Source organism: Clostridium sp. Marseille-P7770, from assembly GCF_902143525.1.
Lineage (GTDB): Bacteria > Bacillota > Clostridia > Lachnospirales > Lachnospiraceae > Pilosibacter.
In genome coordinates this window covers 446,385-470,792 of sequence record NZ_CABFVC010000003.1, presented here as the reverse complement: position 1 = coordinate 470,792, position 24,408 = coordinate 446,385, and the positions used below count along the sequence as shown (strand labels likewise).

Below are 24,408 nucleotides of genomic sequence, written 5' to 3'. Positions count from 1 at the left end.
CAGGGATAAGGAGTAAAGAGATATGGCAAGACGTGTGCTGACCGGAGAAAAACTGGAAAAGGAGCTGGAACGCCTCTCCCTCATGCGGGAGTTCGAGAGACAGTATGAGGACTGTGCGTTTATCTGCGGGATCGATGAGGCGGGCCGCGGACCTCTTGCAGGGCCGGTTGCGGCCGGTGCGGCGATCCTGCCGAAGGACTGCCAGATCCTTTATTTAAACGACTCGAAAAAGCTCTCTGAGAGCCGGAGAGAGGAACTGTTCCTGGAGATCAAGGAGAAAGCGATCGCCTGGTCGGTGGGGATCGTGGGTCCTGAGCGGATCGATGAGATCAACATCCTGCAGGCGACTTATGAGGCGATGCGCCAGGCGATCGCGAAACTTGACCCGGCGCCCCAGATCCTTTTAAACGATGCGGTGACGATCCCGCAGGTTGCGATCCCGCAGGTGCCGATCATCAAGGGCGATGCGAAGAGCGTTTCCATTGCGGCGGCAAGCATCCTCGCAAAGGTCACCAGGGACCACATGATGGAAGAGTATGATAAGGAGTACCCGGAGTATGGGTTCGCAAAGCATAAGGGATACGGAACTGCCGCACATATCGCGGCGCTGAAAGAGTTCGGACCGACCCCGATCCACAGACGGACATTTATTACGAAGTTTGTGTGATAAGCAGCCATTTTTCGAAGAAAAATGAGCGGATTATGAATGTTTTTGAGCATTGCGGGAGCACGAAGTGCGGAGCAATGCGGTATCAGAGAAACAAAGATGAGCGAGTCATCGATGGGGGATTTTTGTGACAAGAAATAATCGGGCAGTGGGCAGCATCTACGAGGAAAAGATTGCTGCCTTTTTAAAACAGAACGGATTTGTGATCCTGGAGCGGAATTACCGCTGTAAACAGGGCGAGATCGATATTATTGCGAAAGATGGAAGATATTTCGTGTTTATCGAGGTGAAATACCGTGCCAGTGGTTCAGCTGGGTTTTCGCTGGAAGCGATCGACCACAGAAAGGCTCTTCGGATCCGGAATGCGGCAGTCTATTATCTGTATTCCCACCAGCTTCCGGAGGAGACACCGTGCCGGTTTGATGCGGCGGGGATCGATGGGGATGAGATCACATATATCAGGGATGCATTTTAAGGTTCAGGCCAAATGTACGTGGGACTCGCAAAAATCCATTATGCTTTTGATCGTGTATCCGGAACAAGCATGCGTACTTTCCGCATGGCTGAGAACGGCGCATATCGGTGAATGAAAAAATTCTGCATGAGATATCTCGGAAAGGGGAAAATTATGGATCAGTGGATCAGAAAAACAGATGCGGCGGATCATATGAAGGAAGTGACAAATAACGGTGTCACCTACCTGACATTCCCGGCACTTGATGCAACCGGGATCGTCACTCACGCGTTTTCCACGCGGATGGGAGGTGTCAGCGAAGGCTGGTATTCGACCATGAATTTCTCTTTCACACGCGGTGACAACCGGGAACATGTGCTGGAAAATTACAGCAGGATGGCGGCGGCGCTCGGCGTAAAGCGGGAAAAGATGGTCTTAACCTGGCAGACGCACACGACAAATATCCGCGTTGTATCGGAAGATGATCTTGGAAAGGGAGTTGTGAAGGAACGGGATTACCGGGATATTGACGGTCTCCTGACCAATATGCCGGGTGTGACGCTCGTGACGTTTTTTGCAGACTGTGTGCCGTTATACTTTGTGGATCCGAAGCATCGTGCGATCGGACTCGCCCATTCGGGCTGGAGAGGAACCGTGAACCGTATGGGAGAAAAGATGGTGGCGGCTATGAAGCGGGAATACGGAAGCCGGCCGGAGGACCTTGTCTGCTGTGTGGGACCGAGTATCTGCAGTGACTGCTACGAGGTTGGAGAGGATGTTGCGGACAAGTTTTATGACGCGTTTTCTAAGGAAGACTGCAGGGCGATCGTTCTGCCGTCGAAGATGGGCATGATCGGAAAGAGGCAGCTGGATCTCTGGGAGGCGAACCGGCGGATCCTTCTGGAGGCCGGAGTCCCGGAAAAAAATATTTCCGTCACCGATATCTGCACAAGATGCAATCCGGATAAGTTGTTTTCCCACCGGGCGATGGGAGAGAAGCGAGGGAATCTCTGCGCGTTTCTTGCGCTTAAGGAGAATTAGGCGTGTGAGAATGCGGGTGTTCGCAAAAAATGACATTTGACGAAAAACCTTCCAGTGTATTATTTTTCAGGACGCTCATACTAGGAACGTACCATCAAACATGCCCGATGCGAGAGCAGGAAAGGCATTACACTAAAAGGAGGCGTATCTTATGTCTAACACAAGCAGTTCTTCTTCTAACCGTGTAGTAGTTCCGGAAGCAAAGGAAGCGATGGACAAATTCAAAATGGAGATCGCGGATGAGCTCGGAGTGCCGCTTACAAACGGCTACAACGGCAATCTGACTTCTTACCAGAACGGCAGCGTCGGCGGCTATATGGTTAAGAAGATGATCGAGGAACAGGAGAAGAAGATGGCGGGCAAATAAGGGTTAGAGCCTGAGCGTCTGAGGGAGAGGCCTTCGCGATGGGATGGGATTTCAGAGATTCTATCTGATCGCGGGGGCTTTTTTCTGTACGTGGTGATTAACGTATTGGCGAGGGGTACGCGGTGAGTTTCCGCCTGGGAGCGCCCGGGGATGCGGGGATGGTTCCTCTAAGCTTGCGGGAGACTGCTAAAGGCGGAAAAAAGATGATACAACTCGCTGCGCTCAAACAAGTAGCATCTTTTTTCCAACGCAGTCACCCGCGAGCTAAGAGGAAGCCAGATCCCCGGATCAAGACGCTCCCAGGCGGAAGCTCACCGCTGTGGGATGGCGGATTGAAAAGTGAGGTTATGACAGCGGGGAGGAGTTTATCGTTGGTTTATGCAATGTCTGAAAAAGGCTCAGAAAACACTTGTATAATAGAAAAAATACGATTATAATGGGGCGGAGAATAAAAATTGCAGTGGTATTTTATGAGTTAGAGGTTGAGATATGAGAGTAATCGCAGGCAGCGCGAGACGGCTGCTTTTAAAGACGGTCGAGGGAATGGAGACGAGGCCGACTACGGACAGGATCAAGGAGACTCTGTTTAATATGCTTCAGAATGATCTTTACGGGGCGAGATTTCTGGATCTTTTTGCGGGAAGCGGGGCGATCGGGATCGAGGCGCTGAGCCGCGGGGCGAAGGAAGCGGTCTTTGTGGACAAGGGAGACGGACAGATTTCCTGTATCCGGGATAATCTGAAGACGACCCATCTGGAAGAGAGGGCTCGTGTGATGTCCGCGGATGTGACAGAGGCGATCCGGAAGCTTGACCGGGAAGGAAGGGCGTTTGATTTTATCTTTATGGATCCGCCGTACCGGATGGATCTTCCGAAGAAGGTGCTGGAAGCGCTGAGGGACACTTCTCTTGCGGATGAGGAGACGCTGATCATCGTCGAGGAAGCTCTCGATACTGATTTTTCCTGGGCCGGAGCGCTCGGGTATGAGATTGAGAAGAGTAAGGAATATAAGACGAATAAGCATGTATTCCTGAGAAAAAATTAAGAATCATCTGTTCAGGGGACTGAAAAAGGGAAGACAGATCCGGCGGTCAGAGACTGAAGGCTGAAGCCGGGTCAAAATACAAAAACGGAACGATATAAAACGAGGAGAAAAACCGCGGGTTTTCGCGGTGTGAGACAGAAATTATGAAAAAAGCAATTTATCCGGGAAGTTTTGACCCGGTTACACTGGGACATATCGACGTGATCAGACGTGCGTCAAAGCTGTTTGATCATCTGATCATCGGCGTTCTTAATAATCGTGCGAAAACGCCATTGTTTTCCGTGGAAGAACGTGTTAAGATGTTAAAAGAGGTCACAAAAGACATTCCGAACGTGGAGGTAAAAAGTTTTGCGGGTCTTACCGTTGACTTCGCGAAAGAATGCGGCGCGAACGCCGTTGTCCGCGGACTCCGCGCGATCACTGACTTTGAATATGAGCTCCAGATCGCCCAGTTAAACCGCGTGATGGATACGAGTATCGATACAGTATTCCTGACGACAAGTCTCGAGTACGCGTATTTAAGTTCCAGTACCGTGAAAGAGGTAGCGGCTTACGGCGGCGATATTTCAAATTTTGTAACGCCTTATGTGGCGGATGAAGTACATAAGAGACTGCGTGAGAGACAGGGCAGTCAGGCGTAAGGGAAAGGAAAAGGAAACAACATGAGCAGAATTGAACAGTTAATCAATGAAATTGAGGAATACATCGACAGCTGTAAATTTCAGCCGTTATCTACATCAAAGATCATCGTAAATAAAGAGGAACTGGACGAGCTTTTAGTCGAGCTCCGTTTAAGAATCCCGGATGAGATCAAGCAGTATCAGAAGATCATCAGCAATCAGGACGCGATCCTTTCCGATGCTCACAGCAAAGCGGATGCGATGCTCGCAGAGGCAACTGCTCAGACAAACGAGCTTGTAAATGAACACGAGATCATGCAGAGAGCCTATGCCCAGGCAAATGAGATCATCGAGCAGGCGCAGGCGCAGGCTCAGACGATCGTTGACAATGCGGTCGCTGATGCGAACAGTGTCCGTCAGGGTTCGATCCAGTATACCGATGATATGTTAAAGAGTCTCCAGACGATCATGAACCACACGATGGAGGGCGCTCAGGGCCGCTTCGACGCATTCATGAATTCCATGAAGTCCAGCTACGATATCGTCTCCTCCAACAGAAAGGAGCTTTCCTCCGGGATCATCACTGAGAAAGAGGAGAGCGCTGAGCCGGAAAAACAGGATTCCACTGAGGCTTGATTGCGGAAACGCTGTCGACGGCGTACCGGCCTGACCGGACCGGATCTGCGAGAGGATGCGGGAGTGGTATTTTATGAGAACCGATATTTAAAAAAAGTGAAATCCCAGAATGCCGGTGAGAACTGCCATAAATGCAGCAGTCAGGGCGGAATGGGCAATTTTCCAGAGAAGATACTGCCGGATGGAGAGTCCGGCAGTTTTTTTTATTCGCTTATTGTTTAACGGGAAATTTCCATGCACCGGAAAACCTTCTTCTTTATCTGCCGGAAAGTTCTGATGGGACTTCCCACTTTGGATCACCGCGTCTGTCTGCGACAGGGCGGAAAAGCCTCCGAAGGAAAAGATGGCAGCTGCGGCGACGGCGGAAACCGGATACGGAAGGGAGCCATGAACCGTACGGATCCCTGTGGTGATCTCCAGACTGCCGCAGAGAAACAGCCGGACCGGGGCAGGGATCCGGGAAATGTTCCGGACAACGAGGATCAGGATGGAGTAAAAGATAAGATATCCGCCGATTTTTACGAGAATCTCCGCGGAATTCATGATCGCGGCGTCGAGTGTGATCGCGGGTCTGGTCAGCCTGCTGACAGATGGGGCGTCAGGATTCATGATCGCGGCGTTGAGAGCGATCGCGGAATGCTTCGTCTGTGCCTTTGCGGTGATGCTGGCCGGAAAGGAGGCCCGGACGTGTTCTCTCCGGTAGATCAGGCTGGCCGGGACCGCGAGAAGGAGCAGAGGTGCGTAGATAGAAAAGACAAAATATGACAACGGGACCTGGGAAGCAAACATGGGACAGACGAAACCTGCGAGAAACATGGGACTTGGATGATTGCAGAGTGCAAAGAGAAATTTCGCCTCCCCGGAGCTGATCCGCCCTTCCGCGTAAAGATCGGCACATGTCTTTGCTCCCATGGGGCAGCCGCAGAGAAGACCGGTGAGGAGAACATACCAGCCGTCCGCCGACAGTCCGGCAAAGCGGAAGATTACCGGGAACGGACGCATGAGTGCCTGGACCCCGCCGGAGGCGGAGAGAACGGAAGACAGTACCATAAACGGAAAAAGCGCCGGGACGACGGAGGAATACCACAAAAGAAGTCCGGACGCAGCCCCTTTTGTTACGAGATCCGCGTGAAAGATCATAAAGATCAGGCAGAGCAAGATCAGAAAAGCTCGTTTTATCATAAACACTCCTTTTTGCAGAATTTTTTCAGGATTCATGGCCGCATCAGGATCTTACGAAAAAAAAGCACTGCCCGCGTACTGTAACCTGCCCGCCGATGCTGCAGAACTCTTTCTATTATTTTCATTGTACTTTCCCCGGAATTTTGATATGATAAATATAGTGCGCTTTCCTGTTTAAAATGCATTTCCGGGATAAAGTCTGAAACCTGGAAAGTCTGCGGGTGCGGCTGTGGAAATGTCGGAGAGTGCGTGATCGGAAGGAGAGAAATATTTGGAAAAAGCAATCCGGCTGGACAAATATCTGGCTGATATGGGAAAAGGTACGAGAACGGAGCTCAAGGAGATGATCCGGAAAGGACGGATCAAGGTGAACGGCGAGGTCGTGAAAAAACCGGAGACAAAGATCCGGAAGGGCGAAGATACGATCCTGCTCGACAATGCGCCGGTGGAGTACGTGGAACTGGAATATTATCTTTTGAATAAACCGCAGGGCGTGATCTCGGCGACGGAGGACCGCCGCAGGGAGACGGTCGTGGACCTGATCGATGAAAAGCAGAGGAAAGATCTCTTCCCGGTGGGACGTCTTGATATCGATACGGAAGGACTGCTCCTCATCACAAACGATGGGGCGCTTGCCCACCGCCTTCTTGCCCCGGGTCACCATGTAGATAAGGTCTACGAGGCGAGATGTGAGGGACTTGTCCCGGATGAAGCGGTACAGAAGTTCCGTGACGGGATGGAACTCTCGGACGGACTTTCCTGCATGCCGGCGGAACTCGAGATCCTGGAGAGGAAGGCAGGGGATCCGGAGACAGGGACGGAGGCGGAGAGTCTGGTGAGTCTGACTCTTCACGAGGGAAAATTCCATCAGGTAAAGCGTATGATGGAGGAAGTCGGCTGTCCGGTTGTCCACCTGAAACGCCTGTCCATGGGACCATTGAAGCTGGATGCGACATTAAAACCCGGTGAGTACCGGAAACTGACGGATAAAGAACGGGAGTTGTTGGAAAACTTATGATAAAAAATTTTTTGGATCATAAAAAAGCGATGCTTTTTGACCTCGACGGGACCCTGGTGGATTCCATGTGGATGTGGGAAGCCATCGATATCGAATTCCTTGGAGCGTATGGTTACGAGTGCCCGGAGGATCTTCAGAGAGCCATTGAAGGAATGAGCTTTTCGGAGACGGCCATGTATTTTAAGGAACGGTTTAAGCTTCCGTTAAGCCTGGACGAGATCAAGGCAATCTGGGTTCAGATGTCGATCGACAAGTACCGCTATGAGGTCCCGCTGAAGCCGGGTGTGCCGGAGTTTTTAAAATACTGCAGAGAGAACGGGATCCGCACGGGGATCGGGACCAGCAACGGAAGCGAGATTGTGGACGCGGTCCTGACTTCCTTAAACGTGAAGGAATATTTCGACGTGGTGGTGACGGCCTGCGAGGTGGCTCACGGAAAACCGGAGCCGGATATTTACCTGGAAGTGGCGAAGCGCCTTGGCGTAAAGCCGGAGGAGTGCCTCGTATTTGAGGATATCCCGGCCGGGATTATGGCGGGCAAAGCGGCAGGAATGCCGGTGATCGCCGTGGAGGATGATTTCTCAAAAGACCTGATGGACGAGAAACGAGCACTCGCGGACGCGGTGATCGCGGATTACAGAGAACTTTTATAAAGCTGCAAATATTTCAGTGAAAACAGTGACTTTCCTAAGCTGGAAATTCGCTGGAGATGCAGAAAGAAATACAAAAACATAATAACGGCGGGGGATGAAAGTTTGGGTTCTCCGCCTACGGCAGACCACGGTAAGTTCGGAACAAATATGTCAGACTGGCGGTGGCTGGAAACAATATATGAAGGACATAGAATATGATACATGATTTTCTCCCGGTATGCCGGGCAGATATGGAAAAAAGAGGCTGGGATCAGTGCGATTTCGTCTATGTGTGCGGGGACGCCTATGTGGATCATCCGTCGTTCGGATCGGCGATCATCAGCCGTGTGCTGGAATCCTACGGATATAAAGTCGGGATCATCGCCCAGCCGGACTGGAAGGATAAGGAAAGCATCCAGATCCTCGGAAGACCGAGACTTGGCTTCCTCGTGAGCGCCGGAAACATGGACTCGATGGTAAACCATTATTCCGTCTCGAAAAGAAGGCGCGATAAAGATTCCTACACGCCGGGCGGTGTGATGGGAAAACGGCCGGATTACGCGGCGGTTGTCTACTGCAACCTGATCCGCTCGGTCTACAAAGACATCCCGATCGTGATCGGTGGGATCGAGGCGAGCTTACGTCGTCTCGCACACTACGATTACTGGTCAAACAAAGTAAAACACTCGATCCTCGTGGACTCTCAGGCGGATCTGATCTCCTACGGAATGGGGGAAAAGTCGATCGTTGAGATCGCGGACGCCTTAAATTCCGGGCTTGATGTGAAGGACATCACATTCATCGACGGAACCGTCTATAAAACGGACAGTCTGGATTCCGTCTACGATGCGGTGATCCTGCCGTCCTATGATGAGATCAAAACGGATAAAAGACGGTATGCGGAGAGCTTCGGGATCCAGTATAAGAATACGGATGCGTTCTCCGGAAAACGCCTGGTGGAGCCGTACCGCGACAATTTATATGTGGTCCAGAACCCACCGGCAAAACCGCTCTCCGTCCAGGATATGGATGATGTCTACGCGCTCCCGTATATGAGAAAATGGCATCCGTCCTACGACGCGGCGGGCGGGATCCCGGCGTTCTCTGAGGTGAAATTCAGCCTCATCAGCAACCGCGGCTGTTTCGGCGGCTGCAGCTTCTGTGCGCTGACCTTCCACCAGGGCAGGATCATCCAGGTTCGGAGCCATGAGTCTATTATCGAGGAGGCCAAATATCTGACAAACGAGCCGGATTTCAAAGGCTATATCCATGATGTCGGCGGTCCGACGGCGAACTTCCGCTTCCCGGCCTGCAAGAAACAGCTGAAATACGGAGCCTGTCCGGGAAAACAGTGTCTGTTCCCGAAGCCATGCGAGAACCTGATCGCGGATCACACGGATTATATTGCACTCCTCAGGAAACTCCGGGCGCTTCCGAAGGTCAAGAAGGTCTTCATCCGTTCCGGAATCCGATTCGACTATGTGCTCGCGGATAAAAAGAAGGATTTCCTCCGGGAACTCTGCATGTACCATGTCAGCGGACAGCTGAAGGTCGCGCCGGAGCATGTCTCCGACCAGGTCCTCCGCCTTCTCGGAAAGCCGGAAAATGCGGTCTACGAGAAGTTCGCGCAGGAATATAAAAAGATGAATGAGAAGCTCGGGTTAAAGCAGTACCTTGTCCCGTATCTCATGTCCTCCCACCCGGGTTCCACGTTGAAAGAGGCGGTGGAGCTTGCGGAACACCTGAGAGACCTCGGCTACATGCCGGAGCAGGTACAGGACTTCTACCCGACACCTTCGACGATATCGACCTGTATGTACTACACGGGACTCGATCCGCGGACGATGGAGCCGGTCTATGTGCCGACGAACCCGCATGAAAAGGCGATGCAGCGCGCCCTGATCCAGTACCGGAATCCGGACAACTACGATCTTGTGAAAGAGGCGTTGATCAAAGCCGGACGAGAGGATCTGATCGGATTCGACCAGAAATGCCTGATCAAGCCGCGGAAGATGGCGAAAGACATGGCGGGCGGAGACCATTCCGGTCATTCGGGAAAGGCAGCTTCCGGCAGAGGCGGTTCCGTCCGGAGAGATGGCGAAAGACATGGCGGAAATAACGGCCGCGCTGCGTCACGGTCCGAGAAGAGCAGAAATGACAGCCGCTTCGCATCGCAGACCGGAAAAACCAGAACTGACAGCCGTCAGGGCGGCTCAGCAGGAAACAGCCGTCAGGCTGTATCCGGCAGGGCGAAAGGGATGGCAGGCCAGACCGGCGGCAGGAAGCCGAAACCAAGACCGCAGCAGGGAAGAAACAGGAAATAAAGAACGGTCCGGGATCATATCAGAACAGATACCGGTCAACATTTCATTCAGAAAGGCAGATCACATGAGCGGAAAGAAAATTGCGATCGTGACCGGCGCGTCATCGGGAATGGGACGGGAGATGGTGTATCTTCTCGCGGATCATTTCGCAGCGCTGGAGGAGATCTGGGTAGTCGCGAGGAGAAAAGAGAGACTCGAGGAGCTTGTCGGAAAGGTTCCGGTCCATCTTCGGATCCTGCCGCTTGATCTCACGAGTGAGGAGGATATCGGCGCGCTCTCCGTCCTTTTAAAGAGAGAGCAGCCGAACGTCAAGATCCTGGTAAACGGCGCAGGATACGGAAAGACCGGGGCGGTCGGAACGATCCGGCGGGACCTCTCGGTCGGCATGGTGCAGTTAAACGACGAGGCGCTGGTTGCCGTGACGGAGATGGTGCTTCCGTATATCTCAAAGAACAGCAGGATCATCCAGTTTGCCTCCGCGGCGGCGTTTATGCCCCAGCCGGGCTTTGCTGTCTACGCGGCATCAAAATCCTTTGTGTTAAGCTACAGCCGGGCGCTGGCCGTGGAGCTGAAGAAGAAAAATATCTATGTGACGGCAGTATGTCCGGGGCCGGTGGAGACGGAATTCTTCGGGATCGCCCTGGATGGGGGAAAACTCGCTCCGATCAAGAAGCTCACGATGGCGGAGCCGAAAAAGGTAGTAAAAAAGGCACTCATGGACAGCATGAAAGGCAAACGGATCTCAGTGTACGGACCGTGGATGAAGGCGCTTTACGTTCTCTGCCGTATCGTTCCCCACGAGATCTTAATGGGGTTTATCAACTGGTAACTGCCGGACCGCACACCGCATGCGGGCTGGTTTTACGCATCACATACAGCAATAGAAAAAGGGACTGCGGACATCTGAGCAGTTCCCGGAAAAGAGGAAAAAAATTTGAAATTACGACTGGAAAAAGGAACCTATGGATACAGGACTGCCTACAAAAAGCGTCAGCTTTTCTTCGTTGTCCTGTTCATCCTGGCGATCGTGGCACAGCTTATCTTAAGAAATTTTGTCACGGAGCAGATCTATAAGAATCTCGTCACGATCAGTGCGATCCTCACGGTACTCCCAATGGCGAACCTGGCATCCCCGCTTGTCGTCGCATCGAGGATCCCGGAGGTCCCGGAGGAGCTCCACAAGGCGTGTCTCCCGTACGAGGACAAATTCCCGATCTTATATGATCTGGTCATCACCTCCAACGATCTGATCATGCCGGTCGATGCGGCGGTCGTTCATCCGACCGGAGTGTATCTCTACTGCACGAACCCGAAAGTGGACCGGAAGAAAGCGGAGAAATTTTTAAACGAGATGTTAGTCGGCTGGAAGCTGGACGGAAATGCGAAGGTCATGAACGAGGAGAAAAAGTTCCTACGGAGGCTTTCTGAGCTTAAGACCGTCACAGAGGAAGAGGATGACGGAAGCGCTCCGCATGTTTTAAAGTTATTAAAGAGTCTTTCCATGTAGGGGAATAAAAAAATGAGAGAGATCGTGATTGAGAAGAACGAGGCGGGACAGCGCCTGGATAAGTTCCTTGCGAAGTACATGAATGAGGCGTCGAAGAGCTTTTTCTATAAGATGATGCGCAAGAAGAACATCACGCTGAACGGGAAAAAGTGTGAGGGAAATGAAAAACTCGCCGAAGGCGATGTCGTGAAGCTGTTTCTTGCGGAGGAGACGATCGGGAAATTTTCGAGCGTCCAGGTGCAGGCGGTAAAAAAGGTGGATCTCGATATCCTATACGAAGACAGTGAGATCATCCTGATCAATAAACCTGCGGGAATGCTGTCCCAGAAGGCGAAGGAGACGGATGAATCCCTCGTGGAATACCTGATCGACTATCTTTTGGGGAGCGGAAAGCTCACGGAGAGCGGTCTCAGGGCCTTCCGTCCGTCGGTCAGCAACCGTCTGGACAGAAATACGAGCGGAATCGTGGCAGCAGGAAAGTCCCTTGCGGGTCTTCAGATGCTCTCCGGCGTATTCAAAGACAGGTCGATCCACAAATATTACAAGTGTCTCGTCTCCGGCGTGATCCGGGATGTAAAGACCGTGGACGGCTGGCTTTTGAAGGACGAGAGAAAGAATCAGGTGCGGATCCTCACGGAATCCGAGGCGAAACGGTATGCGGGAAAAGGCGATCCCGAGAACGCGCCGAAGCGGATCCAGACGAAATATGAGCCGATCTCGTCGGATGGAAAATTCACGCTGTTAAAAGTAACGCTTCTGACGGGACGTTCCCACCAGATCCGAGCCCATCTGGCGTCCTTAGGCCATCCGATCGTCGGGGATTCCAAATACGGCGGAGTTTCAAAGGTTTCCCCATCCGGCCGGACGGTAAAGTATCAGCTTTTACATTCTTACCGGCTGGAGTTCCCGAAGCTTGAGGAACCGTTTGCCTACCTTTCCGGCAAGGCATTTGAGGCGCCGCTTCCGGGAAATTTTGTCTCTGTTTTAAAGGAGACAGAGATCAGGACGGAATAGAAAGAAGTCCGGAGACAGAACCTTTATGAACCCGGGGTGGACCTCTATGGGATGATCCCTGGGACCGGAAAAAGGATCCGCATCCGGAAGATAAGGAACATTTATGGGAACATGGAAGACCAGGGGCCTCAGGGGTTCCACACTGGAAGATCTGATCAACCGGACCAACGACAGCTACCGGGAAAAGAAGCTGGCGCTGATCCAGAAGATCCCGACCCCGATCACGCCCATCGAGATCGACAAAAAGAGCCGCCATATCACACTGGCGTATTTCGACATGAAAAGTACCGTGGACTACATCGGGGCAGTCCAGGGACTCCCGGTCTGTTTTGACGCGAAGGAATGTGCGGTGCGGACCTTTCCGCTCCAGAACATCCATCCGCACCAGATCGCCTTCATGAAGGAATTTGAGGCGCAGGGCGGGATCTCCTTCATTATCCTCTCCTTTACGTCGGAAGACGAGATCTACTACGTTCCGTTTGACACGATGTACCGCTTCTGGAGGCGGATGGAAGAGGGAGGAAGGAAAAGCTTTACCTACGAAGAGGTGGTGCCGGAATCTTTCCGGATCCGGAGCCACCGGGATATGTTTGTCCATTACCTGGAAGGGATCCAGAAGGATCTTGACCGGAAAGATGAAAAAGGAGGAGACAGCGAATCATGGAACTGATCATCTGGCTCGTTGTGATCGCGGTATTCGTGTTCCGCGCGTTAAAGCAGAACGGAACACTCGACGGTCTCTTTGCCGGGGCAAAGAAGCGAAAAGAAAACCAGGCTGAACGCGTGGTATATGAACAGACAGAAGAAAACGGGAACAAGGAAAAGAAGAGCGGCGGAAAGATCCGGATACCGAAGCATACAGGCTTTGCGGTGACGGTCGCCGTGGTGGTATTTGCGGCCGCCATTCTTTCCTTCGACAGCTTCTACACACTCTCCGAGGAGGAGATGGCGGTGGTGACGACCTTCGGAAAACCGTCTGTGGAGGAGGCATCGGGTCTTCATTTTAAGCTCCCGGTGATCCAGCGCGTGACAAAGGTCTCCAAGGCGATCACGGGCATGCAGATCGGATATACGACGGATCCGTCCCGGGCGGACGGCGCGTCCATCGACAATCCGGTATCCATTGAGAACGAGAGTCTCATGATCACAAAGGACTTCAACCTGACGAATGTTGATTTCTATGTGGAATACATGGTTACGGATCCGATCCAGGCGGTACGCCACAGAAGCGTGTACGAATCGATCATCAAAAACCTCGCACAGAGCTATATCCGTGACACGGTCGGCGTCTACAACGTGGATGACGTCATCACGACCGGAAAGACCCAGATCCAGGAGCGGATCAAGGAGCAGCTCACGAACCGTCTCGTCGATGAGAACATCGGATACGGCATCTACAACGTGTCGATCCAGGATACGGAGATGCCGAGAGATGATGTGGCAAATGCCTTCAAAGCTGTTGAGGACGCGAAACAGGGCATGGAGACCGCGATCAACTCCGCGAAGAAATATCAGTCCGAGAACATCCCGGAGGCGAAGGCGAAAGCCGATAAGCTTTTGCAGGATGCCGAGGCCTATAAGGAACAGCGCATCAACGAGGCGAACGGTCAGGTGGCACGTTTCGAGGACACATACGCGGAGTATGTGAAGTACCCGCTGATCACGAAAAAAAGGATGTTCTATGAGACCATGGAGGAAGTCCTTCCGGATCTCAAAGTCATCATCACAGGTGGAAACGGCACACAGACATTACTTCCGCTGGAACCGTTTTCCGGCACATCCGCGGCAGCGGCAGCACAGACAGGAGGGGAGAACTGATGAAAAAAACAGGCAGAAAGATCATTGGAGTTATCGTTCTTCTCCTCGCGCTGATCGTCCTTCAGGGCAGTATGGTGAGCACCTACAATGACGAGTACAAGCTGGTCCTCCAGTTTGGGCGGGTGGTCCGTGTCATCGACACGCCGGGACTGAGCTTTAAGATCCCGTTTTTACAGACGACCCAGTCGATCCCGAATTATGAGATGATCTATGACCTGATCCCGAGTGAGGTCAACACCAGGGATAAAAAGGTCATGGTGACGGATTCCTTCGCGCTCTGGAGCGTGACAGACCCACTCGCATATCTCTCCAGACTCGGCGCCAACAAGGCGAATGCGGAGAGCAGGATCTCCGTTGTTGTATACAACGCGGTAAAAAACGTGATCTCATCGACGGATCAGGCGGATGTGATCTCCGGACGCGACGGAAAGCTCGCGGAGATGATCACGGAAAAGATCGGTACATCCTTAGACAGTTACGGGATCAAGGTAAAGAAGGTGGAGACAAAGCTTCTTGATCTCCCGGATTCCAACAAGGAGGCTGTTTACCAGCGCATGATCTCCGAGCGCCAGAACATTGCCGCCGGATATATCGCGGACGGTGAGTACCAGTCCAATGTCATCAAGAACAGTACGGATAAAGAAGTCTCTATCATCATTTCCGAGGCCCAGGCCCAGGCGGAGAAGATCCGCGCGGAAGGCGAGGCGGAGTACATGCGGATCCTCTCCGGCGCATACAATGACGAGGGCAAGGCCGATTACTATAATTATATCCGCAGTCTGGACGCGTTAAAGGCAAGTCTCAAGGGAGACAATAAGACGATCATTCTGGATGAAAATTCAGAGCTTGCGAAGATTCTCCGGGGGAACTATTAAGGAACGGACAGGATAAAACCGCAACAGCGGAAAATTCCTGTGAAGCAGTGATGCCGTGGACCCGGAACGATCCGGACAAAGCAGGCCGCTGCGGGACATAACCGCGGCCAGTAAAAAGGACCGGGGATGTCTGATAAATAATGATACGGTAAAGGAGAAGGGTTATGTCAAAAGTAGTTGATTATTTCCTCAAGTATGTAGCATTCGATACGCAGTCCGCAGAGGATGCGGGGACAGTTCCGAGTACGGAAAAACAGTTCGCTCTGGCGAAGCTTCTGTCTGAACAGTTAAAGAATATCGGGGTGAAGGACGTCTCCATGAGTGAGCACGGTTACGTATACGGAACGATTCCGGCAAACGGGGATTATAACTGCCAGACCGTCGGCTTCCTCGCGCATATGGACACTTCACCGGATTGTCCGGATGAGAATGTCCGCCCACAGCTTGTCAAGCACTACGACGGAAAGGATATCACTTTAAATAAGGCACTCGGTGTAAAGATGACAACAAAGATGTTCCCATTCTTAAAAAATTATGTGGGACAGGATCTGATCACCACCGACGGAACGACACTGTTAGGTGCAGATGACAAGGCGGGAATTGCCGAGATCATGACCATGGCGGAGACACTCCTGACACATCCGGAGATCCCGCACGGAACCATCAAGATTGCTTTCACACCGGACGAAGAAGTCGGACACGGGGTTGACTTCTTTGATGTTCCCGGCTGGGGCGCAGATGTGGCTTACACCGTTGACGGCGGCGCGTGGGGAGAGATGGAGTATGAGACCTTCAACGCGGCATCTATGAAAGTTACGATTCATGGAAGCAACATTCATCCGGGCAGCGCGAAGAACAAGATGAAAAACTCGATCCTGATCGGTCTGGAATTCCAGTCGATGCTGCCGGAGAACGAGAAGCCGCAGTATACTGAGAAGTACGAGGGATTTTTCCACTTAAACCACATCGGCGGAAACGTGGAGAATACGACTCTCCACTACATCGTCCGCGACCATGATATGACGCGGTTTGAGGAGAGAAAAGCGCTCGGAAAGAAGATCGGCGAGTTCCTGAACGCGAAGTACGGTGAGGGAACAGTCGAGGTGGAGATTGCAGATACCTACTACAATATGGCTGAGAAGATCCGTCCGCATATGTACCTGATGGATGTGGCTGCTGAGGCATTTAAGGAGCTTGGGGTCGAGACTCCGGTGATCAATCCGGTCCGCGGAGGCACGGATGGATCAAGGCTTTCCTACATGGGACTTCCATGTCCGAACCTCTGTACCGGAGGACATAACTATCATGGAAAGTATGAGTTCATCTGCATCCAGTCTATGGAGAAGACCGTGGAGCTGCTTCTTAAGATCGCAGAGAAATTTACAAAGGTTGAGAAGCGGGCATAAAATCTGGATCAGAATATGGCTGTTTAGAAAATGCGGGAGACGCTGGATATCGCTTCCCGCTTTTCTTTTTGGATGTATGAATGCAATTTAGAACATGGCTTCATGTTGAAGGGGCAGATTATTCATGATATAATGAGCGAAAGTGAGTCAGAAGCGTGCTTGCACGGTTATGGCGAACGGCGAAATTAGTGAGTGACGAAGTCACGATATAATCATGCGCAGAAAGGCGGTACAGATTATGATAAAAACGATTCAAAGACGTCTGGACGCGATCCTGCATTGGAATATTTCCTTTGTGGGCGGTTTCCTCGGCGGTTATGCAATCCTTTCCCATGCCGGAGTCTTCGGCTCCGCGCAGACGGGGAACCTGATGGAGATGGCTTCGAACGTCCGATTTATGGAATGGGAGGAATTGGGACTCCGTCTGTTGGCGATGGTGATCTTCGCCTGCGGTGTGATCGCCTCCTATTTGCTGACAAACTATACAAACTTACATATGCGGAAGCTGGCGATCTGGGTGGATGCGGCCGGTCTCGGACTTACGGCCCTGCTGCCGGATTGGTTCGCGCCGATTGCGGGTGTTTACCCGATCTTTTTCTGCTCAGCATTCCAGTGGGGTGTATATTCCGGCGCAGATGGTTTCAACAGCGCGACGGTCTTCATCACAAACAACTTCAAACAATCCGTCCTCGGCTGGACGCAGTATGCGTTGACAAAAGATAAAGAATTTAAGAGAAAAGCGGTGCTCTACAGCAACACGGTACTTATGTTCTTCCTCGGCGCTCTCCTCGGTGTCACCGGTGTAGCGGCCTTCGGCAACGCTCTCGGTGCCTGTGTAGGTTTTATTCCCCTTGCTGTCGCCAGGATCTTTATCAGCATCGGTGAACTTCCGGTAGAAGATGAGACTCCGGAGGAGACAGAGGAAGAGGCAGAAGAGATGCTGGAAGAGGCGAAGATTTTGGAGAAGGAAGAAAAGAAGAAAATTTAAAAATTGGATATTTGATGAACGGGAATGGGCAGTTGATTCAGGGATGGGTCGGCTGCCTGTTTTGTGTAACAGAGGAAATACTATGGAATTTTGAATATATTATATGGCTTATGGTTTACAAAAATACCAGTAGTGTTAGAATATCTTATATGATTCAAAATATAAATTGTCATGGAGGGTATAAATGATTCCTGAGATTCGCTTGCTTGCAGCAAAGACCAGCAGGGAGAATGATAATTTGTGGCTTCCACTGTTAGATCACTTAAAAGATACAGCTGGAGTTATAGAGTACCTATCGAGCAGATGGCTGCCGGGCTCTGTATATGATGAGCTGGAGATTTCAAGAAAAGAGGGAATACGATTAGCAAAACTGCTCGCATTGCTGCATGATATAGGGAAAGGTATCCCGGCATTCCAGACAAGAATAATGGAACAGCTTCCGGACATCAGGTGTTTTCAAGAATCGGCCGGAATTGAAACAAACTTGAATAGAACACAGATGGATATTAAACATGCACATGCAGGGGCTGTCCTTCTTCGAGCAATGGGATATCCGGAATCAGTGGCAGCAATTGTAGGCGCACACCATGGTTCTCCCGAACCCAATAACATGGATGATGATGCATTCGATGAATTAACATTGGAACGAAAAAAATATGGAGATAAAAATTCTATATGGCGGAAAATGCAAGAGGAACTTTTGAAATGGGCATTAGAAGAGGCGGGTTATTCGGAAAAGGGAGAGATTCCAGATATTTCAGAAGCGGCTCAGATGATTTTTTGCGGCCTTTTGATTATGGCAGATTGGATTGCAAGCAACAGCTACTATTTTCCTTTGCTTTCTGTAACAGATGATACAGAACCATATGATAACAATCGGTCAAGGGACGCAATGAGGCATCTTAATCTGCCCGACGGATGTTTGATGGGTTCTGCGTGGAAACAGGAGGATTTTTTTGAAGAGAGGTTCCATTTTACTGCAAATCGAGTACAAAAGGAAATGTATGGTGTTGCAGCCAGAATGGAAAAACCAGGATTGATCATTCTGGAGGCACCAATGGGAGAAGGAAAAACGGAGGCGGCTCTTGCAGCAGCTGAGATTCTTATGAATCGTTTCGATTTAAAAGGAATTGCATTTTTTCTCCCATCACAGGCAACAACGAATGCCATGTTTACCAGAATCATTTCCTGGCTAACAGGTCAGTCAGATATTAATCAGGTTTCGATCCAGCTTTATCATTCCAATGCGGAATTAAATGAAGATTTTAGAAAACTGGAATATGGGGATGTCTGCATAGAAGACGATGATCAGGATGCTTTGATGGTTCACAGCTTTTTTAGAGGAAAGAAAACAAGAATGTTATCCGATATTGTGGTTGGCACAATCGATCAGCTTCTGATGGCAGCATTGATGCAGAAACATGTGATGCTTCGTCATCTGGGGCTTGCAGGAAAAGTTGCAGTGATTGATGAGTGCCATTCATTTGATCCTTATATGAATACATATTTGGAACGTATTTTGCAGTGGCTGGGGATTTATCATATTCCAGTAATTCTTTTGTCAGCTACGCTCCCGGGGGATAAACGATTGGCTTTGATGCAGGCATATGCCGGAAAGAAAAAATGTAAAAATGTCTTGCTCAAGGAAACAACTTCATACCCGTTGATTACATGGTCAGATCATGAACGGGTACAATTAATGCCAATTCCTTATGATAAAAAAGACAGGGTTGTTCAGATTGTTAGAGAGAATGAAGAACAACTGGAAGAAGAAGTCCGCAATGTATTGAAACATGGCGGTTGTATGGGAATTATATTAAATACTGTTTCAAGAGTGCAGAAAATTGCAAAATTCATACAGGATAAATTTCCGGAAGCAAAAGTATTGATTGATCATTCGCAGTTTATACTTCCGGATCGACTTGAACATGAGAAAAAAATTTTGAACTGTGTTGGAAAACATTCGGCGAATGAGCAGAGAAGAGATGTGGTTGTAGTTGGAAGCCAGGTGCTGGAGCAATCATTGGATCTTGATTTTGATGTACTGATAACAGATCTATGCCCAATGGATCTTTTGCTGCAAAGAATCGGTCGTCTTCATCGCCATGAGAGAAAAAGACCGGAAATGCTTAAAAGTGCCAGATGTATAGTATGGAATTCAGAGTTAGATAATCTGGAAAAGGGAGCGACAGCAGTTTATGGAGAGTATCTGCTGTTGCAAACATCAGCGCTCCTGCCGGAAAAGATTATGATACCATCCGACATCTGCTCACTGGTACAGAAAACCTATTGCGAAATAGATGAGAATCAACGCTTTCAGACTGCATATGAAGAGTATAAGAAGGAGTGTATGCTTAGGAAGCAGAATGCGAAACCATATTGTCTGGAGAAACCAGAGATAGGAAAATATGGAGGGACTTTGGTTGGGCTCTTGGACAAGTCTGTCGGGCTTGATGATGTAAAGGCACAGGCTGCAGTGCGAGACGGAAATCCATCAATAGAAGTGATTGTTGTAAAAGAAGCAGAATCTGGTTTTGCATCTATAATTGCCGGAAAATTAAAAGGGAAAAAATATAATCTCATGGCAGAAATATCAATTGACGAAGCCAGAGAAATATCAGAGCAAAAACTTCGCCTTCCTCAAAGATTAGCACAGCCATGGTGTGCAGAGCGTGTAGTCAAACAATTGCGGATAGATATGGAACAGCATACAAAAGAGTGGCAAAACAACCCTATGCTTGAAGGTGAGCTGATATTATTTTTAGATGCGACAAATCACGCGAGTTTGGATGAGATTCGGCTGTTTTATGATGAAAAGAAGGGCTTAGAATGGGAGGTTGAGAAATGTGGATGATAAAAAATATAATTTATTAGACGAACCATGGATTTGCGTCATGAAAGAAAATGGAGAAGTGAAGGAACTTTCACTGATGGACGTGTTGCTCCATGCACATCAGTACCGAAGATTGGCCGGAGAGTTGCCGACGCAGGATGTTGCGGTGTTAAGATTGCTTCTGGCTGTGTTGCAAACGGTTGTTTACCGATATGATACAGATGGCAATGAGGATGAACTTGTTGAAACAGAAGATGCATATGAGCGGTGGAAAGAAATTTGGAATGATGGAAAACTGCCGGATAAACCAATTCAGGAATATTTAACAAAGTGGAAGGCACGTTTCTATTTATATGATAGCGACAGGCCCTTTTATCAGGTGCCGAAAGCTGCAATTGGAACAGAATGTAAAGCAGCAAAGTTAAATGGTGAAATCTCAGAGAGTAGTAATAAGCTGCGCTTGTTTTCAAATCGTGCGGGAAAAGAAAAAGAATTTTTAAGTAATTCAGAAGCAGCCAGATGGTTGTTGTATCTGAATGGATATGATGATACATCTGCAAAGCCAAAGGAAAAGGGACTCCCATCACCCGGAACAGGATGGCTTGGTAAACTGGGATTAATTTATGCAGATGGAAATAATTTATTTGAAACCCTGATGTTGAATCTTGTATTGGTTAATATTTCAGATAAAGAATGTTGGGACAGTCCAAAACCTGTGTGGGAAGCAGAAACAGTTAAAGGTGCGGAGAGAACTGAGATCGCGGTCCCATCAAATCAGGCAGAACTACTGACAGTACAATCCAGAAGAATTCTTCTAAAAAAAGAGGAGCAAGGGGTCAGTGGTTATTATGTGTTGGGAGGTGATTTTTTTCCAAAAGAAGCAGCATATATGGAACAAATGACTGTATGGAAAAGATATGAGCCGAAAGGAAATGCCGCTCCGTATTATCAGCCAAGAAGACATTTGCCAGAAAAACAGATGTGGCGCGATTTTTCAAACCTTGTTATTTCAGATCAGGAAAACAGAACACCGGGAGTACTTGAATGGGTCGCTTGGTTGAAAGATAAGAAAATGATTGATAAAAAGAAAATCATTTGTTTTAAGACAGCCTCTGTACAGTATGGGGACAAAGACTTTTTTGTAAAAGATGTTCTTGGCGATTACCTGGAATTTCATACAGACCTATTAACTGCAAATGGAAAAAAAATGGTAAGAATCATACGCGAAGAAATTGAAAAATGTGAAAAGGCGGCAAATATAGTTAAGCATTTAATAGAAGACTTAAAGAAGGCAGCAGGAGACTGTTCAGGTGAAAAAACTCAATATGGAAAAGAAGAGTACTTTTACCAGATAGATATACCATTCCGCAGCTGGTTAAAGGAACTGGATCCGATAGGTGAGAGTGATTCTGATTATTATGAGAATGTTCGAAGTGAGTGGAGAATCCAGGCATATCGGATAGCGGAAAAGCTTGGTATGAACTATGTTGAACAAGCAGGAGATAAGGCTTTCGTTGGACGGGAAATACAAGAAAAAAAGGATGGAGTTGAAAGAAAAGTTTATTATTCATCTTCAAGTGCTTTTAATATATTTAAGTGGTCATTAAAAAAGTGTTTTGAGCTGTAGCAAGGAGGGATTATTGTATGGGAAACCAGGGACAGATGGTCAGAAAATATATGGCCATGCGTCTGAAACAATGGGAGAATGAGCCAAATGATGCACGCGTCAAAGGGGAGCTGGCTCAGCTTCGTCATGGAATTGGAAAAAAGCCAGGAGAAGTTCCTGAAATGTGGGAACTTTTATTTAACGGATTTCCGGAAGAATTGATGAGCAGAAATGGAGAACCCAGTTGGGCTGAGTGGGCGGTATCTCTTTCGTTATGCATGTATGCTCTGCATCAGCAGGGAAGTGATATTCATCAAAATAACATGCATAGTGAACAGCAATCATTAGGAAAAGCAGTTAGAAAACTGGCAGCCTTACAGGATGAATCAGAACTGGCACGAATTCGAAAACGATTTACTGTTTTTGCAACATCGGCAGATATGGAAGAATGTGCGTATTATCTTCGAGGATTAGTACAGCTTCTGCGGGCAAAGGGCGTGCCGATGGACTACATTCAGCTGGCATATGATCTATATCAATTTCAAACGGAGAATGGTGCCCAGAAGGTTAAGCTTCGCTGGGGACAGGATTTTTATCGAGTAGTAAAACAGGAAGAGGAGAAAAAAGAAAATGAGTAAAAATTTGTATATTGATCTTCATGTAATTCAAACACTTCCGCCGAGTTGCGTAAATCGTGATGATACAGGCAGCCCAAAGACAGCAATTTATGGTGGTGTAACCAGAGCGAGGGTTTCAAGTCAGTCTTGGAAACGTGCAATGCGCCTTATGTTTGCTGATATGTATACAGAAGAAGAAAAGGGAATTCGAACAAAGAAAATTGTAGATCTGCTTGCAAAGAAAATATCTGAGCTGGATTCGGAAATTCAGAGTACTGAAAAATTGGCAAAAAAGGTATTAGAAGCAGCCGGAATTAAATTAACAGAGAAAAATGGAAAAGTAGAAACAGGAGCTCTGTTTTTTATTAGTGCAAAACAAATTGAAAAACTGGCAGAAAAGGCCATTGCCCATCCGGATGGAAAATTTGAAAAAGAGGATAAAAAAGAATTGCAGGAGGCATTAAAAAACTCCCCCTCAGTTGATCTCGCATTGTTTGGCCGCATGGTGGCAGATGAACCTTCCTTGAATTATGATGCGGCGGCACAAGTGGCTCATGCTATATCAACACATGCTGTACATAATGAATATGATTACTTTACGGCTGTCGATGATTGTACATCGGAAGACAATTCCGGGGCAGGACATCTTGGTACGGTAGAATATAATTCATCTACCTTATATCGTTATGCGACTGTGAATGCAGCAGAACTTGTAAGATACTTGGGAGAAGATACTCCGAAAGCAGTTAGAAATTTTGCAGAGGCATTTATCACTAGCATGCCGACAGGAAAACAAAACACATTTGCAAACAGAACACGTCCGGATGCTGTTTATGTGACGGTTCGCAGAGATCAGCCGGTTAATATGGCAGGCGCTTTTGAGAAACCTGTTATCACAAAGGGTGGATATGTGGAGCAATCAATAAAGGCGTTGATTGATTATGCAAAGGAATCTTATGAAGATTATGTAAATGAACCGGAAATGGCATTTGCAGTGGGAAGAGAGTTGGAGCCGCTTGCGGCAACAATGAATCTGACAAAATTATTAGATGAACTGGAAAAACAGGTTTTGAATGATCTGGAAGAGGTGAAGGAATAATGAGTACATTGCTGCTTCGGTTGGCAGCACCACTTCAGTCATGGGGAATTGATTCGAAGTTTGATATTCGTCGGACAGGACGGGAACCCAGCAAAAGCGGGGTGATTGGACTTATCTGTGCAGCACTTGGAATTAAGAGAGATGATGATGATATGGTGAGCCAGTTAGCAACACTGCGATTTGGTGTGCGTGTGGATAAAGAGGGGCATTTTGTGCGTGATTTTCACATGGTAAAACCAAAAAAGGGAGAACCATATGTCACAAATCGCTATTATCTTGCGGATGCAGAATTTCTGGTAGGTTTTGAAAGTGTGGATGAAGAACTTTTGAAAAAGATCGAATATGCATTATTGAATCCAGTGTTTCCGTTATATCTGGGACGAAGATCGTGTCCGCCGACTGGAAGATTATGCCTTGGTATCAGAAAATTGGAATTGGACGAAGCTTTGCTTGAAGAAGCATTGCGGAATGAATCAATTGAAACAGTACGCATAGTGATGGATGCAAAAGAAGGAGAAGACGGAAATATTGTTAAGGATCTTCCGTTATCCTACAATCCAGAGCACAGAAAACATACGTTTCGAAAAGTGACAGAGAAATATCGAGTGGTGCGAGAACCGCTTCAATGCCATGATCCAATGGCAGAATTGGGGTGATTGG

General features: G+C 48.8%; 24 protein-coding genes. 23 read left to right on the top strand and 1 reads right to left on the bottom strand.

Annotated features, from left to right (window positions below):
• The first annotated feature begins 22 nt into the window (after window positions 1-22).
• From FN001_RS09320 to FN001_RS09290, 7 genes are all read left to right on the top strand, one after another.
• A complete protein-coding gene (locus tag FN001_RS09320) occupies window positions 23-667 on the top strand; it encodes a ribonuclease HII (protein ID WP_118297962.1) in 645 nt (214 codons plus the stop codon).
• A 127-nt stretch (window positions 668-794) separates the two neighbouring features.
• A complete protein-coding gene (locus tag FN001_RS09315) occupies window positions 795-1,142 on the top strand; it encodes a YraN family protein (protein ID WP_118728215.1) in 348 nt (115 codons plus the stop codon).
• A 153-nt stretch (window positions 1,143-1,295) separates the two neighbouring features.
• A complete protein-coding gene (gene pgeF, locus FN001_RS09310; RefSeq protein WP_142411632.1) occupies window positions 1,296-2,162 on the top strand; it encodes a peptidoglycan editing factor PgeF in 867 nt (288 codons plus the stop codon).
• A 151-nt stretch (window positions 2,163-2,313) separates the two neighbouring features.
• A complete protein-coding gene (locus FN001_RS09305; protein WP_118297964.1) occupies window positions 2,314-2,529 on the top strand; it encodes an alpha/beta-type small acid-soluble spore protein in 216 nt (71 codons plus the stop codon).
• Between the two features lie 489 nt (window positions 2,530-3,018).
• Window positions 3,019-3,573 carry a 16S rRNA (guanine(966)-N(2))-methyltransferase RsmD gene (rsmD, locus tag FN001_RS09300; protein WP_142411631.1) on the top strand — a complete coding sequence of 185 codons (555 nt, stop codon included), beginning with the start codon at window positions 3,019-3,021 and terminating at the stop codon, window positions 3,571-3,573.
• A gap of 143 nt (window positions 3,574-3,716) precedes the next feature.
• Window positions 3,717-4,214 carry a pantetheine-phosphate adenylyltransferase gene (gene coaD / locus FN001_RS09295; protein ID WP_118322729.1) on the top strand — a complete coding sequence of 166 codons (498 nt, stop codon included), beginning with the start codon at window positions 3,717-3,719 and terminating at the stop codon, window positions 4,212-4,214.
• 21 nt (window positions 4,215-4,235) lie between these two features.
• Window positions 4,236-4,829: an ATP synthase subunit B family protein gene (locus FN001_RS09290; RefSeq protein ID WP_118297966.1), complete on the top strand. Its 594-nt coding sequence runs from the start codon at window positions 4,236-4,238 to the stop codon at window positions 4,827-4,829.
• Window positions 4,830-4,916: 87 nt separating this feature from the next.
• Here FN001_RS09290 and FN001_RS09285 read toward each other — a convergent pair whose 3' ends face one another.
• Window positions 4,917-6,011, bottom strand: coding sequence for a hypothetical protein (locus FN001_RS09285; protein WP_142411630.1), 1,095 nt, complete (start codon window positions 6,009-6,011; stop codon window positions 4,917-4,919).
• Window positions 6,012-6,282: 271 nt separating this feature from the next.
• Here FN001_RS09285 and FN001_RS09280 point away from each other — a divergent pair, with 271 nt between their 5' ends.
• The 16 genes from FN001_RS09280 (at window position 6,283) to cas5e (ending at window position 24,404) form a co-directional block, all read left to right on the top strand.
• Complete coding sequence (locus FN001_RS09280) at window positions 6,283-7,029, top strand: pseudouridine synthase (protein WP_118322720.1); 747 nt, start codon at window positions 6,283-6,285, stop codon at window positions 7,027-7,029.
• The gene (locus FN001_RS09275) at window positions 7,026-7,682 is read left to right on the top strand and encodes an HAD family hydrolase (RefSeq protein WP_142411629.1); all 657 of its coding nucleotides are present in this window, start codon (window positions 7,026-7,028) and stop codon (window positions 7,680-7,682) included. Before FN001_RS09280 ends, FN001_RS09275 begins: the two co-directional genes overlap by 4 nt.
• Before the next feature lie 194 nt (window positions 7,683-7,876).
• Window positions 7,877-9,985 carry a YgiQ family radical SAM protein gene (locus tag FN001_RS09270; RefSeq protein ID WP_142411628.1) on the top strand — a complete coding sequence of 703 codons (2,109 nt, stop codon included), beginning with the start codon at window positions 7,877-7,879 and terminating at the stop codon, window positions 9,983-9,985.
• Window positions 9,986-10,049: 64 nt separating this feature from the next.
• Window positions 10,050-10,814, top strand: a complete 765-nt coding sequence (locus FN001_RS09265) for an SDR family NAD(P)-dependent oxidoreductase (protein ID WP_142411627.1) — start codon at window positions 10,050-10,052, stop codon at window positions 10,812-10,814.
• 105 nt (window positions 10,815-10,919) lie between these two features.
• Entirely contained in the window at window positions 10,920-11,492 is a 573-nt protein-coding gene (locus tag FN001_RS09260) for an O-linked GlcNAc transferase-like protein (RefSeq protein ID WP_243022229.1), read from the top strand.
• A gap of 12 nt (window positions 11,493-11,504) precedes the next feature.
• Window positions 11,505-12,506, top strand: coding sequence for an RluA family pseudouridine synthase (locus tag FN001_RS09255; protein WP_142411626.1), 1,002 nt, complete (start codon window positions 11,505-11,507; stop codon window positions 12,504-12,506).
• Window positions 12,507-12,609: 103 nt separating this feature from the next.
• Window positions 12,610-13,176 carry a Holliday junction resolvase RecU gene (locus tag FN001_RS09250; RefSeq protein WP_142411625.1) on the top strand — a complete coding sequence of 189 codons (567 nt, stop codon included), beginning with the start codon at window positions 12,610-12,612 and terminating at the stop codon, window positions 13,174-13,176.
• On the top strand, window positions 13,167-14,324 hold the full coding sequence (gene hflK, locus FN001_RS09245) for an FtsH protease activity modulator HflK (protein WP_486463500.1): 1,158 nt from the start codon (window positions 13,167-13,169) through the stop codon (window positions 14,322-14,324). Before FN001_RS09250 ends, hflK begins: the two co-directional genes overlap by 10 nt.
• Window positions 14,324-15,199 (top strand): protease modulator HflC, encoded by an 876-nt coding sequence (hflC, locus tag FN001_RS09240; protein ID WP_142411623.1) that lies wholly within the window; start codon window positions 14,324-14,326, stop codon window positions 15,197-15,199. Before hflK ends, hflC begins: the two co-directional genes overlap by 1 nt.
• Window positions 15,200-15,363: 164 nt before the next feature.
• Window positions 15,364-16,605 carry a peptidase T gene (pepT, locus tag FN001_RS09235; protein WP_142411622.1) on the top strand — a complete coding sequence of 414 codons (1,242 nt, stop codon included), beginning with the start codon at window positions 15,364-15,366 and terminating at the stop codon, window positions 16,603-16,605.
• Between the two features lie 238 nt (window positions 16,606-16,843).
• Window positions 16,844-17,593: a YoaK family protein gene (locus tag FN001_RS09230; RefSeq protein ID WP_142411621.1), complete on the top strand. Its 750-nt coding sequence runs from the start codon at window positions 16,844-16,846 to the stop codon at window positions 17,591-17,593.
• A 184-nt stretch (window positions 17,594-17,777) separates the two neighbouring features.
• Window positions 17,778-20,447 carry a CRISPR-associated helicase Cas3' gene (gene cas3, locus FN001_RS09225; RefSeq protein ID WP_142411620.1) on the top strand — a complete coding sequence of 890 codons (2,670 nt, stop codon included), beginning with the start codon at window positions 17,778-17,780 and terminating at the stop codon, window positions 20,445-20,447.
• Window positions 20,440-22,053: a type I-E CRISPR-associated protein Cse1/CasA gene (casA, locus tag FN001_RS09220; RefSeq protein ID WP_142411619.1), complete on the top strand. Its 1,614-nt coding sequence runs from the start codon at window positions 20,440-20,442 to the stop codon at window positions 22,051-22,053. The genes cas3 and casA overlap by 8 nt, the downstream gene beginning before the upstream one ends.
• A 17-nt stretch (window positions 22,054-22,070) precedes the next feature.
• Window positions 22,071-22,670: a type I-E CRISPR-associated protein Cse2/CasB gene (gene casB / locus FN001_RS09215; RefSeq protein ID WP_117471788.1), complete on the top strand. Its 600-nt coding sequence runs from the start codon at window positions 22,071-22,073 to the stop codon at window positions 22,668-22,670.
• The gene (cas7e, locus tag FN001_RS09210; RefSeq protein ID WP_142411618.1) at window positions 22,663-23,748 is read left to right on the top strand and encodes a type I-E CRISPR-associated protein Cas7/Cse4/CasC; all 1,086 of its coding nucleotides are present in this window, start codon (window positions 22,663-22,665) and stop codon (window positions 23,746-23,748) included. Before casB ends, cas7e begins: the two co-directional genes overlap by 8 nt.
• Window positions 23,748-24,404 (top strand): type I-E CRISPR-associated protein Cas5/CasD, encoded by a 657-nt coding sequence (cas5e, locus tag FN001_RS09205; protein WP_142411617.1) that lies wholly within the window; start codon window positions 23,748-23,750, stop codon window positions 24,402-24,404. The genes cas7e and cas5e overlap by 1 nt, the downstream gene beginning before the upstream one ends.
• Window positions 24,405-24,408: the final 4 nt, after the last annotated feature.

Bases quoted from the DNA above. Each gene is read 5' to 3' on its own strand.
- cas3 (WP_142411620.1), top strand. From the start codon at position 17,778: ATGATTCCTGAGATTCGCTTGCTTGCAGCAAAGACCAGCAGGGAGAAT.
- hflK (WP_486463500.1), top strand. From the start codon at position 13,167: ATGGAACTGATCATCTGGCTCGTTGTGATCGCGGTATTCGTGTTCCGC.
- FN001_RS09275 (WP_142411629.1), top strand. From the start codon at position 7,026: ATGATAAAAAATTTTTTGGATCATAAAAAAGCGATGCTTTTTGACCTC.
- coaD (WP_118322729.1), top strand. From the start codon at position 3,717: ATGAAAAAAGCAATTTATCCGGGAAGTTTTGACCCGGTTACACTGGGA.
- pepT (WP_142411622.1), top strand. From the start codon at position 15,364: ATGTCAAAAGTAGTTGATTATTTCCTCAAGTATGTAGCATTCGATACG.
- FN001_RS09270 (WP_142411628.1), top strand. From the start codon at position 7,877: ATGATACATGATTTTCTCCCGGTATGCCGGGCAGATATGGAAAAAAGA.
- casB (WP_117471788.1), top strand. From the start codon at position 22,071: ATGGGAAACCAGGGACAGATGGTCAGAAAATATATGGCCATGCGTCTG.
- FN001_RS09290 (WP_118297966.1), top strand. From the start codon at position 4,236: ATGAGCAGAATTGAACAGTTAATCAATGAAATTGAGGAATACATCGAC.
- cas5e (WP_142411617.1), top strand. From the start codon at position 23,748: ATGAGTACATTGCTGCTTCGGTTGGCAGCACCACTTCAGTCATGGGGA.
- FN001_RS09285 (WP_142411630.1), bottom strand. From the start codon at position 6,011: ATGATAAAACGAGCTTTTCTGATCTTGCTCTGCCTGATCTTTATGATC.
- pgeF (WP_142411632.1), top strand. From the start codon at position 1,296: ATGGATCAGTGGATCAGAAAAACAGATGCGGCGGATCATATGAAGGAA.
- FN001_RS09305 (WP_118297964.1), top strand. From the start codon at position 2,314: ATGTCTAACACAAGCAGTTCTTCTTCTAACCGTGTAGTAGTTCCGGAA.
- rsmD (WP_142411631.1), top strand. From the start codon at position 3,019: ATGAGAGTAATCGCAGGCAGCGCGAGACGGCTGCTTTTAAAGACGGTC.
- FN001_RS09250 (WP_142411625.1), top strand. From the start codon at position 12,610: ATGGGAACATGGAAGACCAGGGGCCTCAGGGGTTCCACACTGGAAGAT.
- FN001_RS09320 (WP_118297962.1), top strand. From the start codon at position 23: ATGGCAAGACGTGTGCTGACCGGAGAAAAACTGGAAAAGGAGCTGGAA.
- FN001_RS09265 (WP_142411627.1), top strand. From the start codon at position 10,050: ATGAGCGGAAAGAAAATTGCGATCGTGACCGGCGCGTCATCGGGAATG.
- FN001_RS09255 (WP_142411626.1), top strand. From the start codon at position 11,505: ATGAGAGAGATCGTGATTGAGAAGAACGAGGCGGGACAGCGCCTGGAT.
- hflC (WP_142411623.1), top strand. From the start codon at position 14,324: ATGAAAAAAACAGGCAGAAAGATCATTGGAGTTATCGTTCTTCTCCTC.
- FN001_RS09230 (WP_142411621.1), top strand. From the start codon at position 16,844: ATGATAAAAACGATTCAAAGACGTCTGGACGCGATCCTGCATTGGAAT.
- cas7e (WP_142411618.1), top strand. From the start codon at position 22,663: ATGAGTAAAAATTTGTATATTGATCTTCATGTAATTCAAACACTTCCG.